A 17,516-nucleotide genomic window follows, 5' to 3' on the forward strand; every position below is an offset into this window, starting at 1 on the left:
AAAGAGCTGACGATATGCATTTCACTATCACTTCACTGTAATAGCTAAAATGTTCGTACCCTACAGCGCACCAACTTTATACGAAAAATTTACCATTCCCCATCATAATTTAATAAGCAACAATTGGCTTATATATATCATCACCATAAAATATGATTATTTACTGCATGGAGGATATAATTCAAGATCGGCACTCTTTTTTATAACCCTATAGCTCTCATTGATACTCTATAACCTGTTATAGAAGAGTCTCTGCCTGCCTATAATAATAACATGCAGAAACTACTCTACGAAAGCCTATAAAGTCGTACCACAGAATGGAATTTTTTACTGATGAGGTTGAACGACCAAAACTCTATAACTTAATGGTCTCCATGCAAGTCATAATATGTAATGTATGCGATGATTTACATCAGATGGGTTTACTTCTATCAATTTTGATTTAAGCGTGATCAACAAAAATTTTACAAACGCACAATTCCCTTTTGAAAAACAAAGAGGACACAGACATCATCAATATTTTTTCAATTCAGCTTATAAACTTAAGACAAGATAGAAAATGCTAACGTGTAAGCGGCTTATAACTTACACGCTTATTGAGAGCATCTGAACCAAGACGGCGAATTTTATCAGCCTCATATTCGGCAAAATTACCTTCAAACCACTCCACATGACCATTCCCTTCAAAAGCTAAAATATGCGTTGCCAATCGGTCAAGAAACATACGATCATGCGATATAATGACCGCGCAACCAGCAAAATTCTCCAATGCATCTTCCAATGCACCCAACGTTTCAGTATCAAGATCATTTGTCGGTTCGTCAAGAAGAAGAATATTGCCTCCCTCTTTTAAAAGCTTAGCCAAATGTACACGATTACGCTGTCCTCCTGACAAATTTGCCACTTTTTGCTGTTGATCTGCACCCTTAAAATTAAACGCACCACAATAAGCGCGACTATTCATCTCATGTTTACCTAATTTAACAATGTCATTGCCGCCAGAAATTTCCTCCCAAACGGTTTTATCACCTGCCAATGAATCACGACTCTGATCAACATAACTCATCTGAGCAGTCTCACCGATGCGTATTTGACCCGAATCTGGTTGTTCTTGCCCCGTTAACATTTTAAACAAGGTAGATTTTCCCATACCATTAGCACCAATAACTCCCACAATCCCACCAGCAGGAAGCTTGAAAGAGAGAGAATCAATCAACACACGTTCGCCATATGCTTTAGAAAGATTATCAACTTCAATAACAACCTGCCCCAACCTTTCACCAATAGGAATAATGATTTGCGCTTCTTCGGGACGACGCTCATGTGCAGCCTGAACCAACTCGTCATAAGCCTTAATTCGAGCCTTTGACTTTGCTTGCCGACCTTTAGGGCTAGAAGCTATCCATTCTTGCTCACGTGACAATGCACGCTGACGAGCTGCCTCTTCACGTCCTTCCTGAGCTATACGTTTGGCTTTAGCCTTCAAATAAGCAGAATAATTCCCCTCATAAGGAATACCTTTACCGCGATCTAATTCCAATATCCAACCCGTCACATTATCAAGGAAATAACGATCATGTGTGACCAAAAGCACCGCACCAGAATATTCACGCAAGTGCCTTTCAAGCCAAGCTGTCGTTTCAGCATCCAAATGGTTTGTTGGTTCATCCAAAAGTAATAAATCAGGTTTCGACAACAGTAATTTACAAAGCGCAACACGCCGCTTTTCACCTCCTGAAAGTTTTGTCACTTCCTCATTGGCTGGCGGACAACCAAGGGCAGCCATAGCCATTTCTACTTGATTCTCTAAATCCCAAAGATTCTGACTGTCAATGATATCCTGCAGCCGCGCACTTTCATCAGCTGTTTCTTCAGTATAATTCATCATCAATTCGTTATAACGTTCTAAAATTGCCTGCTTATCCGCAACACCTTCCATCACATTGCCACGCACATCTTTGCTCGTATCCAGAATAGGCTCTTGCGGAAGGTAGCCACAACGCGCACCCTCAGCAAGCCATGCTTCTCCCGTATATTCTTTATCTAATCCAGCCATGATACGTAAAATGGTTGACTTTCCTGCACCATTTGGCCCCAAAATACCGATTTTTGCATCTGGATAAAAAGACAGATGAATATTTTCCAAAATTTTTTTATTGTTGTAAGCCTTACTAAGCCCAGCCATGTGATAGATAAATTGACGTGCCATAAATTTCTCTTATATCGTGTATACTATATTATTATTTATATTGTGCAGTATTAAATATTATGCGGCAATAGAGGTTAGAATTTTAAAAATATTTTACTTTTCTTAAACCTTGCGATAAACAACGCTTACTTCATATCAAGAGCTGTTAGCTTTATATTGATACATTTTTTTAATCTCACAAGCTTTACTATAATTCTGAATGCAAAAACATACCCCTTCGACGAGCAAAAAACAAATCTTTTTAGCTGTACCTGAAACATGCTATCAAACGCCATCTCTTTTTTCCATACCAGATATAAAACTATGTTTTTATCGTATCAAACCAACCTATCAGTGTGATATAATACCACAAAGAAAATCAATTCTCTACGCTCCCTCTTTTCTTGCTTTGTGGGCTTTACAATATACCATAGAAAATCCCTATCTCTTTTCATCGCTTTTGTGTCACGGAAAACAATGGTATTCACCTCTTGCCTTAATGTGGCTCAAGTTGCGTTTACAAAAAGACCGTTGCCTTATGGGATCTGATGTAGCAAGTCCTATGATCATTAAAGCCCTGCACCAACATGTAGCTATAAGTGACTACACTGCACTCTCCATTGGCACGTGGTTGCAATTAGTGAAAAATTATAAAACTAATTGTAAAAATTTATCCCAGCCTCTCTTTTGGCTTGATAATTATAAAAATTATACCAACATCCGCCAAATTATCTCCAAACTTTAAGACAAAATAGAGTCTTTAAAGGCTATCAAAAAAATAAACTTCCTACAGGAACATATTCATGGAAAAAAAAGCCTTAATCGTCATTGACATTCAAAATGACTTCTTGCCTGGTGGAGCACTTGCAGTACCGCAAAGTGAGACCGTTTTATCTCCTATCAATAATCTCATGGATCATTTTGATCATATCATTTTAACCCAAGACTGGCATCCAAAAAATCATTCTAGCTTTGCTTCTTTTTATCCTGAAAAAACGCCCTATGATACCATAAATCTTGACTATGGTTCCCAAATACTTTGGCCTGATCATTGTATACAAGGAACACAAGGGGCAGACTTTCATACATCTCTCAAAGTTGAGAAAGCACAACTTATCCTTCGAAAAGGTTATAATCAAAAAATTGATAGCTATTCCGCATTTTTTGAAAATGATCAAAAAACACCAACAGGCTTACAAAGCTATCTCAAAGAACACGGTTTTACAAAATTAATCATGTGCGGCTTAGCGACTGATTTTTGTGTCGGTTTTTCTGCACTCCATGCTATAAAATGCGACTTTCAAGTCAGCGTTTCATTAAATGCCTGTGCCGGTATTGATCTAAACGGATCGCTTAACACAATGCTCAAAACTATGAATGAAGCTGGCGTAGAACTTTTGATGACCTCTTAAAATTTTCTCTTACGCTACTGCAACGATAATAAAAATTTTTAACCTATCCAGACACAACATGTTTATTGAGATGGTGACGCTTAAAGCGAATAGAAGAATAAAACGCCATCCCAATAATACACACCCCAACAAATCCCGTTAACACCTCAGGAACCGATATAATGGTTTGCATATACATAATCACTGCAAGTACCAAGATCGCATAAAAAGCACCATGTTCTAAATAGCGATAATGCAACAATGTTTCTGATTCGACCAATATAATCGTCATAGAACGCACATAAAATGCACCTATACCAAGACCAATTGCTATAATAAAAAGGTTGTGTGAAAAAGCAAAAGCACCAATGACACCATCAAAAGAAAAACTTGCATCCAAAACTTCTAAGTAAAAAAATGAACCCAACCCCCCTTTTGTGACTGCAGATAAAGTGACTTTTGGAGCATCCAAAAGCGAACCAACGATTGCAACGCTTATAAATGTCAAAAGCCCATAAAGCGCAGCAAATAAAAAAGTCATTTTATCTTCTGGTGCAATCCACCTTGAAAAAAGTAACATCAGCATCAACATAATGGCAATATCAATCCCGACAAGCGACCCTAATTTTTGAGCAGGTTTTTCAATAAATGTTAACCAATGCACTTTTTTTTCAGAATCAAAAAAATATTTCAAACCAACCATCATGAGGAAAGTTCCTCCAAAAGCGGCAATACCCACATGCGCATTCGTTAAAATTGCAGCATACCGATGTGGTTCCCATATCGCTAATTTTACTGCCGCAATTGGATTAACCCCAATAGCCACAGCAACCACCAAAACCGGAAAAACAATTCGCATCCCAAATACTGCCACCAAAATACCCCATATTAGAAAGCGACGGCGCCATATCTGATTCATCTCTCCAAGGATACGCGCATTGACAATAGCATTGTCAAAAGACAAAGAAATTTCTAAAATCCCTAAAACACAACAAACAAAAAAATATTTAAGAAACCCAGCAGCACTTCCTGTTTCAAACCAACCAATCCCCCCACCTGCGAAAATGCCAATAATTGTGCAAAAAAAAGCTCCCCTAAAATAGCTAAATAGAGCCATCATCATTCCTCAAAATTTATTCTGTGACTCATTGCGCAAATCCAAAAAGTGCATCCTTCTTAATATAAAGATAGAATATACACGAAAATTTACATGGAATTTTTCCAAAGGAAAGCAAGAGAAAAATTGACAAATGCACTTTTTATTTGAAATGAATACCACTCTTAAATAAGATACGATAAGTTTAAAATTATTGCCTACTTACTAAAATTTTAAAAATAAAGAAACAAAAATTATAAATATTGACTACAAATATTGACATTACATAATAAGTTATTAATACATAGTGTGCTTTTATTAGTCAAAGCTTACACCATGATGATTTACTGAGGGAGATAATTCGTGGCACGTCCTGAAACTGAAGCAAAAACTATATTTGGAAAACGTTTACGTTATGTACGCCTCGCTTTAGGGGATCCATCACGTGAAGCATTAGCTAAAAGTTTTAGCATGACAAAAAACTCTATCGCTTTTTATGAGCGTGGAGAAAGGGAGCCTAATCTTAGTGTCTTACAAACATATCACACATTGTATGGGGTCAATATTAATTGGCTACTAACTGGGCAAGGAAAAATGTTTGACACTGAGTATACTAAAAGTGACTTTGACTGGAATTATTTTATTAAAAAAATTGAAAAGCTTGAAGAGATTCTTACCAACAGCGGCCGTAACGAAGAACCAAACAAAGAAAAAATTGAGAGCTCTTATGAAAAATTGCAGCAATATCTGTTGCCACAGAATTCATCCAATGATCTCAATCCCAAAGCGGCAACTTCTCTGATTGACATGAAAGCAAAGATGGCTAATTCTTATGCTCTTAGCCTTTTTATTGATTTACTCATTCGAAGCATATCACAAAAGGAGGTTATAGCTAATCAATAGACCTTTATATTATGAAATAATAATAAAAAACTCGAACTTTACTTGCATAGCAAAACACTTTGATTATTTTACGCAAGTAAAGTTCTAGGTGGCAAATAAAGTTTGTTTTTAGAATAGCATAACTAAATATGTTGCTAAAAATAAAAAAAAATCTTTCTATTTTAAATAAAAAAAAATAAAATTGCTTCGCGTATAAAGTATTTTTTAGCTTATTAACAGTAAACATTTTCTCATTACAGGATATAATTTTTATAGAATTTATTGTAAAATATTTATAAAATTTATTGTAAAATAAAAAAAATTAAGAGAAGTATATTGACTGCTTATTACAGTGACATACCTAACATTTATAAATCAGATGAATTGTATACTTATCTAGTCAATCGACGACTATTTTTGAGGTAGGAAGCATGTATTTTGAAGTGTTTCAGGGGGTTCATAATCAATGGTATTGGCGTTTAATCTCAGGAGACAAACAGAAAATTGCTTTCTCGAGTAGAGGCTATCCAACAAAGCAAGATATTCTAATGAATATTGAACAGATCAAAAAAATTACGCATAAAGCCTTTATTAGAGAGCTACAATCTTAGATTTTTTTGTTATTAAGATGAGATTTACTTTGTATATTACTTCTCATCACATTTTTATAATGAACAGCAAGGTAATGGATTTTTTTTCAATAATAAAATAACCCATTAACCAGCAAGAGTATTAGTTGTTATGAATTTAAAAAAATTGAAATAATTCCACTCTGCATAAAAATACATTATTATTACTTCATTTTAAAATAATTTGTACTATATACTATTTTTTCTAGCTCGCAATCCGATCCCACACGAAAATATAAAACTAACTTAAATTTCAAGAATTAAAAAAATAAATAAATCAATGTTAAAAATTGAATTAAAAACTTAAAGTTTAATTTATTCAATAATTGAAGTAATTCCTATATTTATCTAAAAAATACTATATTATGACTGTGGAATACAAATTCATAACTAAGCACAAAAAAAACCACATACTTGTCTCTTATTTTTAGCTTAGCCAAGCTCCCCTCAATTAAATAAAAAATATACAGATAACGATAATATTAGCGTGAACATTAACTTCACCATAGAATATTTGGATGAATAAAAATCTTTATAGCTTAGCATATTTTACAACTTCGCGAGAGGATATAACCATAATTCCATCCGGCAATATCACAAATCACAAGCGCGCTAAAAATCGTGTAAAGAAGTGAAGCTCAGGATATAAAAACTTCAAAAGCTTGTAGAATTAATGATTACAAAATCTCTTCATATTGTAACGAAGGGGAACGTGGGCCCGGAGGGACTCGAACCCCCAACCAAGCGGTTATGAGCCGCTGGCTCTAACCAATTGAGCTACAGGCCCCACAGACTGTTTTTCTCTAAACTAAAATGTTTCATGATACAAGAGCTTGCTTCAATTATAAGCCATCTTTTTCTCTTTTTTATCAGCTTTTGTTATCAAAACCCTAATTTCTTTACAAGAACTTCGGAAGATGAGAGAATGATAAATTGACAAATATAGAGGAATAGATATGACAAAAATAATTTTTCAACTATTAAATAGTTATCAAATGAGAGTAGCTATGATAGCATTCACACTGCTAGCTACTTCGTTTACCGTACATTCTGAAGAAAGCAAAATTAAAAATTCAACTATTACAGTTACTGCAACTGGCGAAAGCAAAGCAGCACCAGATATGGCAATTATTAATTTAGCCATTGTTACTTCCAATAAAATTGCCCAAAAAGCGTTAGCAGCTAATAATAAATCTATGACCAATGTTATAAACGCTTTAAAAAAAAGCGGTATTCAAGAAAATGATTTGCAAACTTCAGGACTATCCATTTATCAATCAAGTCCAGATACACATAATGCAAAACAAAATAATGAAAGCCTCTATTACGTTTCAAAATCTTTAACAGTGCGTATTCGTGATCTTTCTAATGCTGGGAAAATATTTGATCAAGCAATGGCGCTTGGTGTTAATTCTGTTAATGGTATTACCTTCACCAATACCAATACAAAACCTTTTTATAAAGAGGCACGGGAAAGAGCTATTGCTGAAGCGATTGAAAAAGCTGAAACTATTGCACAAGCAGCGCATTTAAAATTAGGAAAAATTATTAAAATCAATGAAAGCGATGATGGCTATCATCCAACACCGCGTCTCATGAGTAGTGCAATAAATACAAGCTCTGCAGATACAAATTTCTCAAGTGGTGAATTGAGCTATAATGTCAATGTTACTGTAACATTTGTTATTGAATAAGTCATATAATCAATACTAAATAATCAATTACCGTGTAAAACAATTATATCACTGGTCTTCATGTATAATACCAGTGATATATTGGAGATAATCTTCTTCAGACGATAATTCATCTTCATAAACTTCTATCTGTCCACGTGCAGAAAATGGTGTTTGATGCACCGTCTGAGAGCTTCTTGACACCAGCGGATGCCACCACTGAAGATCTTTTCCCTCATAAATCAATCGATAAGCACAACTTTCAGGAAGCCAACATGCTGTTTTAATCGTTTCAATATCTAGCGATATACAATCTGGGACTATTGCTTTACGGTGAGCATAATTCTGACATTGGCAAGTTTCTCCATCTAAGAGACGGCAAGCAACACTGGTTGTATAGATCTTACCTGTATCATCATCTTCCACTTTGTGTAAACAGCAACGCCCACAACCGTCGCAGAGGCTCTCCCACTCAGCAGTAGAAAATTCTTCCAGTTTTTTTACTTTCCAAAAAGGAATCTCTTTGCTCATAAAAATTGGCTGTGCCTTTTTCAAATAAAAAATTGATTAAAAAATGGAATAAATGAAACTTAATCTCAATAACTGCAGACATTTTTGTCTCTCTAAAAACCATTTAATTCAATATACTGCCTCAAAATAATTTTCTCAAAATCCAGTTTAATAAAAATGAAAGGCATTTTCAGTAAACATTTTATAAAAATAAACAATAACCCATCTCAATATCTTTCATGAGCAAACATTAACATAAACCATCATGCATGATTGTAAATATTGTACAGCATAAAACAATCACATAGTTTAAATGAAATTTTTAAACACTTACATGTTTAAGCATAAGTGCTTTTATAATGCCTCCATAAAGCAGAGTTTCCTTATTCATCGGGAAATGAATGTCGTTTAACATCAAATACTCTTAATACATTACTTTATGCATAAATGCACTTGCGCATACAAAGTAATGCATTAGATATCACACATCCCTTTTTTAATTACTACAACCCCCCCCCTGCAATTTTTGATCCGCTGCTTTATAGGTCACAGTATAAGTAGTAACAAAGCTAAAAGACAGTTTTACCAAGATTATTCAATATCTGCCCCGCAACCTTTCTCAAAAAGATATCTCAAAAACGATAATGATATATCTTTTATTCTTATTTATTAATAAATGGCGCATTTTTTAAAATGCGCCATAGACATTAAGAATCAAGAAAGCTACGCAATTTACGAGAACGGCTTGGATGCTTTAATTTACGAAGCGCCTTTGCTTCAATTTGACGAATACGCTCTCGTGTGACTGAAAATTGTTGACCAACTTCTTCCAACGTATGATCAGTGTTCATCCCTATACCAAAACGCATGCGTAAAACACGTTCTTCACGTGGTGTAAGTGAAGCAAGAACACGAGTCGTTGTATCACGCAAATTTGCCTGAATAGCTGCATCAATCGGCAATAATGCATTCCTGTCTTCAATAAAGTCACCTAAATGAGAATCATCCTCATCCCCAACGGGTGTTTCAAGTGAAATTGGCTCTTTTGCAATTTTAAGTACTTTCCGTACTTTTTCCAACGGCATAGAAAGTTTACTAGACAATTCTTCTGGCGTAGGTTCTCTTCCAACTTCATGGAGGATTTGGCGTGATGTGCGAACAATTTTGTTAATTGTTTCAATCATGTGAACAGGAATACGAATGGTACGTGCTTGATCAGCAATTGAACGCGTAATTGCCTGACGGATCCACCACGTTGCATAAGTTGAAAACTTGTACCCACGCCGATATTCAAACTTATCCACAGCCTTCATCAAACCGATATTACCTTCTTGGATAAGGTCAAGAAACTGCAAACCACGGTTAGTGTATTTTTTTGCAATTGAAATGACAAGGCGCAAATTAGCCTCCACCATTTCTTTTTTAGCAATTGTTGATTCGCGCTCACCTTTTTGCACTTGCGTAACAATCCGACGAAACTCGCCAATTGAAATGGCAGTTTCTTGTGCAAGATTTTGTATCTCGCTACGCAAACTTTGAATTTTTTTAGCTTCACGCGTTGAAAATTCTTTCCAACCACGCCCTGACAGAGACGCAACATAGTCAAGCCAATCTGCATCCAACTCACGACCTTGGTATTCTTTTAAAAAATCTTCATGACCAACACCGTAATTATTAGCAATCCGCTTCAGCTTACCCTCATTATGAATCAATCTCTTATTAATGTCGTAAAGCTGCTCAACCAAAGCTTCAATACGATTCTGATTCAAAGAAAGGGATTTTACTGCTTGAACCAGTTTATTCTTCAACTGAGTATATGTTTTTTTCTGAGAAGATGAAAGAGCTCCTTCTTTACGCTCTGCCAAGCTGCTTTCAACATGCTGATCTTGTAATTTTCGCAACTTTATATAAGTTTCAGCAATAAAGTCCAATGTTGCCATAACCTGAGGGCAAAGTTCATTTTCCATTGCAGTAAGCGATAAATTCACTTCATCTTCATCTTCATCCTCATCTTCAATGTCTATATTCCTCGCAATCCCTTCCATATCACGCGCATTATGAGATGACCGTTCCTCTTTTATTTTTTCAACTTCACTCCGTTCAATAAGTGGAGCCTGTTTAGCCTCTGGACCAGCATAAGTCATTTCAAGATCAATAATCTCACGAAGAAGAATGCGCTGCTCTTTTAATTCTTCACGCCAAATAATGAGGGCTTGAAAAGTCAAGGGACTCTCACAAAGTCCAGCGATCATTGTCTCACGCCCTGCCTCAATACGCTTGGCAATAGCAATCTCACCTTCTCGCGAAAGCAGCTCAACCGCCCCCATCTCACGCAAATACATGCGCACTGGATCATCAGTACTGTCTGTTCCGTCACGCTTAGTTGTTGTTGCAACTGCACGGCTAGTGGCCTCTACTAAATCACCACCCTCCATAGCAGATTCTTCATCATAATGCTCGGACTTAGCCTCATCTTCATCATCCACAACATTAATGCCCATCTCAGAGAACATCGCCAAAGTATCTTCAATTTGTTCAGACGTCACTTCATCAGGAGGAAGAACCGCATTCAGTTCATCCATCGTCACGTAACCATTTTTCTTGGCGAGTTTAATCATTTTTTTGATGGCATCATCAGAAAAATCGAGAAGAGGACTATCCAAACTCGCTTGGCCCTTTACTTCTGTATTATCTTTCTGTTTAACCTTTGTTGCCATACCGTTAACTCCACTTGACCACTACACAGCTTTTATGTGACCAATCTTTTACGTCCTTATTTAGCGTACCAACAATTTTTATATGCTTCCCTCCTCTTAGAGGAGACCTTTATTGAAAAGAATATATTTTGTATAAACTTTTCATTCACACAAAAACGCGGGAAAACCACAGAAGCTTCCCCGACACCTCTCAGTTTTTCTGAGACAATCTCTGCATCATACAATTAAGAACCAATTTCCCGCTTTTCCCAAAACTTAGTTGCCATTTTTATAAAAATGCCACAGCTACATAAACTTCCTCATACTAAAAGCTTTAGGTGACTGATTCGTTCAAAAAAAGCGAATCATTTTATCTTATCTTGCCTATTCCCGTCTATTTTTTCATCAAATTAGCGTCCAAGTTTCTCAATTAAAGCTTCTATTGCTTGCACCTGCTTCAGCTCAACTTGTATTTCATGAAGCAGACCAAAAACTTCATTATCAGGATTTTTAATGAGTTGCTCTTCAATATCTTGTAATCTCTTATGTAGGTGGTGTTCTCGAAGATGCAAGTAGATAGCTTGTTTTAATACAGTGCGAACATCTTCTATATCCCCTCCAGAAAAGACCGTACGCATACCAACACTTTGCACAAGATTTACCATACGTTCTAAAAGAGCTTTTTGTCCCCTTGTTTCTAGAAGAGCAATCATTGTCTCTCGATCATGAGGCTGTTGAATCCCAAGAATTTCCAACATAGTTTGATGAAAGCTCACCAATTGAGCACTTTGCAACTCCAATTTAGCAAGAAACTCAAAATTTTCATGCCATAACTCAGGATAGTAAGCTAAGATTAGTAAAATAACTGCCTCACGAACAGGAACAAAATGCGATGAATTACGCACCATATTAGAATTTTCCAACGAAGAAAAAGACTGACCTTTTAATATTTTATTCGAGGAGTTAGGATTATATTGTTCTGCACCTCTTTTTTTCGAAAAAGATGGACGAAAAAAATTAAAGAGCCGCTTCTTTATATCTTGAAAATAATAGCGGCGTACATCCTCATCCTTAATCGTAAAGATTTGCTGCTTCAATTGTTTTTCCAGCGCTGCCCGTGCATCTGGAGTTTCAAAATGCTTTCCATATATTGCGCGCCTCCATAGAAGCTCAATCAGCGGGATTGACTTTTGCAATAAAGAAGAAAAAAGTTGTGCACCACCTGCACAAATAATTTCATCTGGATCTTTGCCTTGTGGCAATAAAATAAAGCGTACTGACACTCCCGCCTTTAAAAGAGGCAATACATGATCAGCAACACGAAAAGCAGCGTTTAAACCCGCATCATCTCCATCAAAACATAAAATTGGGTTAGAGTCCATCTGCCATAAAAGTCCAATTTGCGCTTCCGTTAACGCTGTCCCCAAAGGTGCTACCACTCTTTGAAAACCAGCTTTAGTTAATGCGATGACATCCATATAGCCTTCAACAACAAGAACAGAGAAAGCTTTTGCATCTCCAACAGAACGGCTATTTTTGCGAGCTGCTGCTGCATTATAAAGCATATTTCCTTTATGAAACAGTACTGTTTCAGGACTATTAAGATATTTCGCCCGTGTATTTTTATTTAATGCACGGCCTCCAAAAGCGACTACACGTCCACGCAAATCTTCAATAGGAAACATAATACGATTTCTAAATCGATCATAAGAAACCGTGCTATCTTCACTTGATTGAAGAAGCCCACAATTTTCCATTTGTTTTATTGAAATCCCACGTGCACTCAAAGCTTCTTTTAAAGCTGTACGTCCCATTGGAGCAAAACCAATCCGAAAACGCTCTGCAAGTTTTGGTGTCACACCACGCGCATCAAGATAATTCCGCGCTTGTTCTCCTCCTTTATTGTGTAAATTATATTGGAAAAAGTCTGTAGCTATTTTCATAACATCATAAAGATCAGCCTTTTCCACTTGACGCTTATGGCTTTGTGGATCAAAGATAGGTAACGTCATCCCTGCAAAATCAGCTAAACGCTCTACACTTTCCGAAAAGCGTAATCCATCAAGTTCGCAAAGAAAGGTAAAAATATCACCACTTACACCACAACCAAAACAGTAATAACGGCCTTTGCGGTCATCACAATGAAAACTAGGCGTTTTTTCACCATGAAATGGACAACAACACCAAAAATCTCCTCGCGAAGGCTTGCTTTTTTTGGGATCAAACATCACCCTTTTGCCAATAACTGTTGAAATTGGTAACCTAGCGCGAATCTCATCAAGAAAATCAGGAGGAAAACGCATTATCTCTCACAGAGTTTAAAATTCTTTTTTGCATGTTTAACGACTTTGGAGCATAATTCCAATACTTCATATTATTTAAGCGGTTGAAAAATTTTAAAAGCTCAGCAGCATATCATTTAGAAATGGAGATAGAAAAAGTGATCAACTTCTTTGTTCAGTATCCGTTGTTAGAAACTATTATTTGGCTCATTGCTCTCATTCTCATTGCGCTTTTAATTAATTTTTTAGCACGAAACCTGCTTATTCATGGAGCAAAACGGCTTTCTTCTTTTCTTCCTCAAAATACAACCGCTGATATTGAGCGTGCCATTCAATACATGGCTAATATTACTGCAGCTTTTATACTTTCAGTCGGAATTAATTTTATCCCCACATTACCCAAAACATTCAGCACGATTATCCGCAATGTCTCTAATGCCTTTATTATTTTTGTCGTTACCCTCATCATTTCTGCTCTTCTCAGTGTCATTAATACCATTTACGAACAACGACCAACATCACGGTTAAAGCCGATAAAAGGTTATATTCAAATTGCCAAAGTTACACTTTTTGTTGTTACTGCAATTTTAATGGTTGCCACATTGCTTGACCGCTCGCCTCTTATTCTCTTTTCTGGTCTTGGTGCCATGGCAGCTGTTTTGATGTTGATTTTTCAAGACACACTCCTTTCCCTTGTTGCAGGCATCCAAATTTCATCTACTGATATGGTGCGTGTTGGTGATTGGATTGAAATCCCCGATCTGGGTGCAGATGGTGATGTTACTGAAATTGCACTCCATACCGTCAAAGTTCAAAATTTTGATAAAACCATCACCACTGTCCCTATCCGTAAGCTTGTAACTAATTCTTTTAAGAATTGGCGTGGAATGACAGAATCTGGTGGAAGACGCATCAAACGGTCTTTATTTATTGACCAGTTGAGTATCCGTTTTCACACAGAAGAAGAACAAAAATACCTTTTACAACTGAACTTGTTAGAGAATTATTTTGCGCAAAAAATACCACAAATCAATGAATGGAACGCCCAATTAGAGAAAAATCCTAATGTATTAGCCAATACCCGCCGTTTAACCAATATTGGCACTTTCCGTGCTTACGTTTTAGCTTATCTAAAAAAACATCTAGATATTAAACAAAATGAAACCATAATAGTGCGACAATTATTTCCTACACCCAACGGTCTACCTTTAGAAGTATATTGCTTCACTAATACAACCGTTTGGTCGGATTATGAAAAAATTCAATCTGATATTTTTGACCACCTTTATTCCATTCTTCCCAGTTTTGGTCTCAAAGTTTTTCAAAATCCAAGTGGCTATGATTTTATGCATGCCTTAGAAAAAAAATGAAATGGCAAACCTCAATTTTATAAATCTTGTTTATACATTTTGAAGTTTCCCCATATTCATAAACAACAGAGAAAGAGAAAGTATCATGGATGGTTCATTGATACTCCTTCGTCTTGCAGGCGCTATTTCCTTACTTCTTTGGGCGACACGCATGGTGCGCACAGGCGTTGAACGCGCCTATGGTGATAAACTTAAATTTAAAATGCGTCACGTCATGTCCAATCCATTTTTTGCTGTAGGTTTTGGACTTTTCACAGCAGTCATTTTACAAAGCTCTACAGCAGTAACACTCCTTGTTGGATCTTTTGTTAACTCTGGTTTTGTCTCTAGTTTAATGGGACTTATGGCTGTGCGTGGAGGAGAATTAGGCTCAGCACTCGTTGTCAAAATTCTTGCTTATGACCTTAATATCGCTGTACCGCTTTGTCTTTTCATCGGCACTTGTATCTTCATGACAACCGAAAAACGTGATTGGCGTCAGATAGGACGCATTGTCATCGGCATTGGTCTTTTACTTTTGTCTTTACAAATGACGAGCGCAGCCACAAAGCCTTTCCGTGATAGTGCAATTTTACCCAGTATCATAGGCTATCTTTCAACTGATCCTGTTTCCGCTTTTTTGTTGGCAGCAGCATTGACCTACCTGCTGCATTCGTCCATTGCTGGAATAATTTTATTGGTCAATTTTGCTAACTATGATCTTATCCAAGCTCAATTATGTATTATCATGGTTCTTGGTGTTAACTTTGGCTCTTCTCTCATAGCACCACTTTTAACACGCAATGCTCCCCCTAATGCTCGCCTTGTCCCATTAGGAAATTTACTCATGCGTGGAGCTGGTTCCATTCTTATTTTTGTCTTATTTCTTTCTTTTCAACCACCAATCACGTGGCTTGGTGATAATGCGTCTACTCAAACTATTAATGCCCATATCATTTTTAATGCTTTCATCCTTTTTGCTGGAATACCACTATCAAAATGGGTTTTAAAACTGACCACTAAAATTGTTCATATAAGTACAAAAAAAACGCAACCTAATAAAATTCTTAATTTATCTGATCAAACAGCTCTCGATGATAGCGTTATTGAGCGTCCAACTTTGGCACTTTCTAATGTTATGCGTGAAGTCATTCACATTTGTGATCTTGTAGATATTATGCTGGAAAAAGTTATAGAACTTTATGAAAAGCCTAATCCTATCATCACGCGTGAACTTAACCAGCTTAACACTTTACTGGACAAAAAGCATATTGCAATCAAACTTTACCTTGCACGATTAGCCGGACAAAAACTATCTGATGAAGAAGCTCTTCAAACACAAGAGCTTTTAGGCGCTTGTATCAAGTTGGATCAAGCCGGAGACATTATTATTCATAATATGCTAATGCTAGTAAAAAAGAAACAACAAAAAGGTCTGCAATTTAGCAATGACGAATGGAATGACCTGCTGCGTTTTCATGCCATTGTTCTAGCGAATGCGCATATTGCATTTAATGTTCTTGTCTCGCATGATGCACATACTGCGCATTTATTGGTGCAAAAAAAAGATCAACTCCGTAATTTAGAAAAAGAGATGAGCCTAAAGCATTTTAAACGCCTGCGTGAGGGTGATTTCAAAAATGTAGAATCATCTAGTCTTCATCTTGACACTGTCCGCGATCTGAAACAAATCAACTCTCTTTTAACCTCAATGATCTACCCAATCTTAGAGGCTCAAGGGTTACTCCAAAGTTCTCGTCTACGTCCTCCCCCTAATCAACAAATAGCAAAACTGTAACTTTGAGGTTCTTTTAACGGGAAAATTAATGATTTTCATTCAAAGTAAAAGATATATCGTGAAAGATACAGACATTAGCTAGATTGTGCATTGGCTATGTGTAACTGTTATATCAATATTTTTTTTGGTTCGACCTACACAACTTTTTGTAAAAAATTAAACAGAAATATTTTTAACATCACTCCAAGCATCATTGATACCGCAAATGCTTCCTTCTCAACTTTTTGAGCATTAATTTTGCTAAGTTGCCTTCATCACATCATTTCAGATTTTTCGAAACTTGATTGTATAGGCTAACAAAAATCCATCTCTCTATAAATGCTCTCTTTGGCACGCACAAAAAATTCTTGTACAGACATTCTTTCTTTTTACATAAAACTGTTTTTAATTTCTTAGCATTTTTGGGAACCATGCGCAAAGCTACATGTCTTTGTGATTTCATGGATATAATGTTAAACGCATAACATCACATGAATTTAAAAAAACAGAAAAGTGAAAATTGTAACAAAATTCCCACTCATAACATCCCCTCATACAGAAAAGAGATAAACCTTGATCTTTACCAAGCTCACCCTAGTTAAAATTAACAGTCTAGGTTCGTGCAAAGAAAAATATAATGGAAGGGAGAATATAATGGAAGATGCAAATATTGGCTGGATTGCAGCTATTGTTATCGGTGGCCTCGCGGGCTGTGCTGCACAATATCTTATGAAAAGCCAAACAGGAATATTTCTAAACATTATCTTGGGAATTATCGGAGCGGCGTTAGCCAGCTTTCTTTTTGGCCTTTTAGGCGTTAATTTTGTTGGTTGGGTTGGCTATCTTATTTCAGGTTTTATTGGAGCTTGCATTCTTATATTTGCAGGACGAAAAATTCGACCATAGAGCATTTATGTGTTTTTTAGAGGCACCTTTTGGTGCTTCTTAAGACCACTAAACATTTTCGTTGTGGCATTGAAGATGCGAGTTATTGGCTTTGGGGGAGAAAGTAATTGATTGCTCAATTTTCAGCCTTTTTGAAC

At 36.3% G+C, this 17,516-nt stretch carries 13 protein-coding genes and 1 tRNA gene; 8 read left to right on the forward strand and 6 right to left on the reverse strand.

Going from position 1 to position 17,516, the window contains the following annotated elements; genetic code table 11:
- Positions 1 to 562: 562 nt before the first annotated feature.
- Positions 563 to 2,209, reverse strand: a complete 1,647-nt coding sequence (gene ettA, locus V5N67_RS03350) for an energy-dependent translational throttle protein EttA (RefSeq protein WP_332060486.1) — start codon at positions 2,207 to 2,209, stop codon at positions 563 to 565.
- Positions 2,210 to 2,408: 199 nt separating this feature from the next.
- Between ettA and V5N67_RS03355 the strand changes: the two genes are divergently transcribed.
- Positions 2,409 to 2,933 carry a hypothetical protein gene (locus V5N67_RS03355; RefSeq protein WP_332060487.1) on the forward strand — a complete coding sequence of 175 codons (525 nt, stop codon included), beginning with the start codon at positions 2,409 to 2,411 and terminating at the stop codon, positions 2,931 to 2,933.
- 58 nt (positions 2,934 to 2,991) lie between these two features.
- Positions 2,992 to 3,600 (forward strand): bifunctional nicotinamidase/pyrazinamidase, encoded by a 609-nt coding sequence (gene pncA / locus V5N67_RS03360; RefSeq protein WP_332060488.1) that lies wholly within the window; start codon positions 2,992 to 2,994, stop codon positions 3,598 to 3,600.
- 43 nt (positions 3,601 to 3,643) lie between these two features.
- On the opposite strand, the gene V5N67_RS03365 is transcribed toward pncA, so the two are convergent.
- Positions 3,644 to 4,696 (reverse strand): DUF475 domain-containing protein, encoded by a 1,053-nt coding sequence (locus tag V5N67_RS03365; RefSeq protein ID WP_332060489.1) that lies wholly within the window; start codon positions 4,694 to 4,696, stop codon positions 3,644 to 3,646.
- A 342-nt stretch (positions 4,697 to 5,038) separates the two neighbouring features.
- Here V5N67_RS03365 and V5N67_RS03370 point away from each other — a divergent pair, with 342 nt between their 5' ends.
- Together V5N67_RS03370 and V5N67_RS03375 are read left to right on the forward strand one after the other, a co-directional pair.
- A complete protein-coding gene (locus V5N67_RS03370) occupies positions 5,039 to 5,578 on the forward strand; it encodes a helix-turn-helix domain-containing protein (RefSeq protein WP_332060490.1) in 540 nt (179 codons plus the stop codon).
- Positions 5,579 to 5,988: 410 nt separating this feature from the next.
- Positions 5,989 to 6,168 carry a YegP family protein gene (locus tag V5N67_RS03375; RefSeq protein WP_332060491.1) on the forward strand — a complete coding sequence of 60 codons (180 nt, stop codon included), beginning with the start codon at positions 5,989 to 5,991 and terminating at the stop codon, positions 6,166 to 6,168.
- A 731-nt stretch (positions 6,169 to 6,899) separates the two neighbouring features.
- On the opposite strand, the gene V5N67_RS03380 is transcribed toward V5N67_RS03375, so the two are convergent.
- Positions 6,900 to 6,973: transfer RNA gene (locus V5N67_RS03380), tRNA-Ile, on the reverse strand.
- A gap of 169 nt (positions 6,974 to 7,142) precedes the next feature.
- Here V5N67_RS03380 and V5N67_RS03385 point away from each other — a divergent pair.
- Positions 7,143 to 7,880 carry an SIMPL domain-containing protein gene (locus tag V5N67_RS03385; RefSeq protein ID WP_332060492.1) on the forward strand — a complete coding sequence of 246 codons (738 nt, stop codon included), beginning with the start codon at positions 7,143 to 7,145 and terminating at the stop codon, positions 7,878 to 7,880.
- A 48-nt stretch (positions 7,881 to 7,928) separates the two neighbouring features.
- Here the strand turns inward: V5N67_RS03385 and V5N67_RS03390 are convergent, their stop codons facing one another.
- From V5N67_RS03390 to dnaG, 3 genes are all read right to left on the reverse strand, one after another.
- Positions 7,929 to 8,390, reverse strand: a complete 462-nt coding sequence (locus V5N67_RS03390) for a YcgN family cysteine cluster protein (RefSeq protein WP_332060493.1) — start codon at positions 8,388 to 8,390, stop codon at positions 7,929 to 7,931.
- 686 nt (positions 8,391 to 9,076) lie between these two features.
- Positions 9,077 to 11,086: an RNA polymerase sigma factor RpoD gene (gene rpoD, locus V5N67_RS03395; RefSeq protein ID WP_332060494.1), complete on the reverse strand. Its 2,010-nt coding sequence runs from the start codon at positions 11,084 to 11,086 to the stop codon at positions 9,077 to 9,079.
- A gap of 389 nt (positions 11,087 to 11,475) precedes the next feature.
- Positions 11,476 to 13,368, reverse strand: coding sequence for a DNA primase (gene dnaG, locus V5N67_RS03400; protein ID WP_332060495.1), 1,893 nt, complete (start codon positions 13,366 to 13,368; stop codon positions 11,476 to 11,478).
- A gap of 137 nt (positions 13,369 to 13,505) precedes the next feature.
- Between dnaG and V5N67_RS03405 the strand changes: the two genes are divergently transcribed.
- The 3 genes from V5N67_RS03405 to V5N67_RS03415 all read left to right on the forward strand — a co-directional run bounded on the left by V5N67_RS03405 (position 13,506) and on the right by V5N67_RS03415 (position 17,379).
- On the forward strand, positions 13,506 to 14,717 hold the full coding sequence (locus V5N67_RS03405) for a mechanosensitive ion channel family protein (RefSeq protein WP_332060496.1): 1,212 nt from the start codon (positions 13,506 to 13,508) through the stop codon (positions 14,715 to 14,717).
- An 85-nt stretch (positions 14,718 to 14,802) separates the two neighbouring features.
- Positions 14,803 to 16,494 (forward strand): Na/Pi cotransporter family protein, encoded by a 1,692-nt coding sequence (locus V5N67_RS03410; protein WP_332060497.1) that lies wholly within the window; start codon positions 14,803 to 14,805, stop codon positions 16,492 to 16,494.
- Positions 16,495 to 17,127: 633 nt separating this feature from the next.
- Positions 17,128 to 17,379: a GlsB/YeaQ/YmgE family stress response membrane protein gene (locus V5N67_RS03415; protein ID WP_332060498.1), complete on the forward strand. Its 252-nt coding sequence runs from the start codon at positions 17,128 to 17,130 to the stop codon at positions 17,377 to 17,379.
- The last annotated feature ends 137 nt before the right edge of the window (positions 17,380 to 17,516 follow it).

Origin of the sequence: Bartonella rhinolophi, from assembly GCF_036576165.1 — a bacterium.
Classification (GTDB): Bacteria; Pseudomonadota; Alphaproteobacteria; order Rhizobiales; family Rhizobiaceae; genus Bartonella.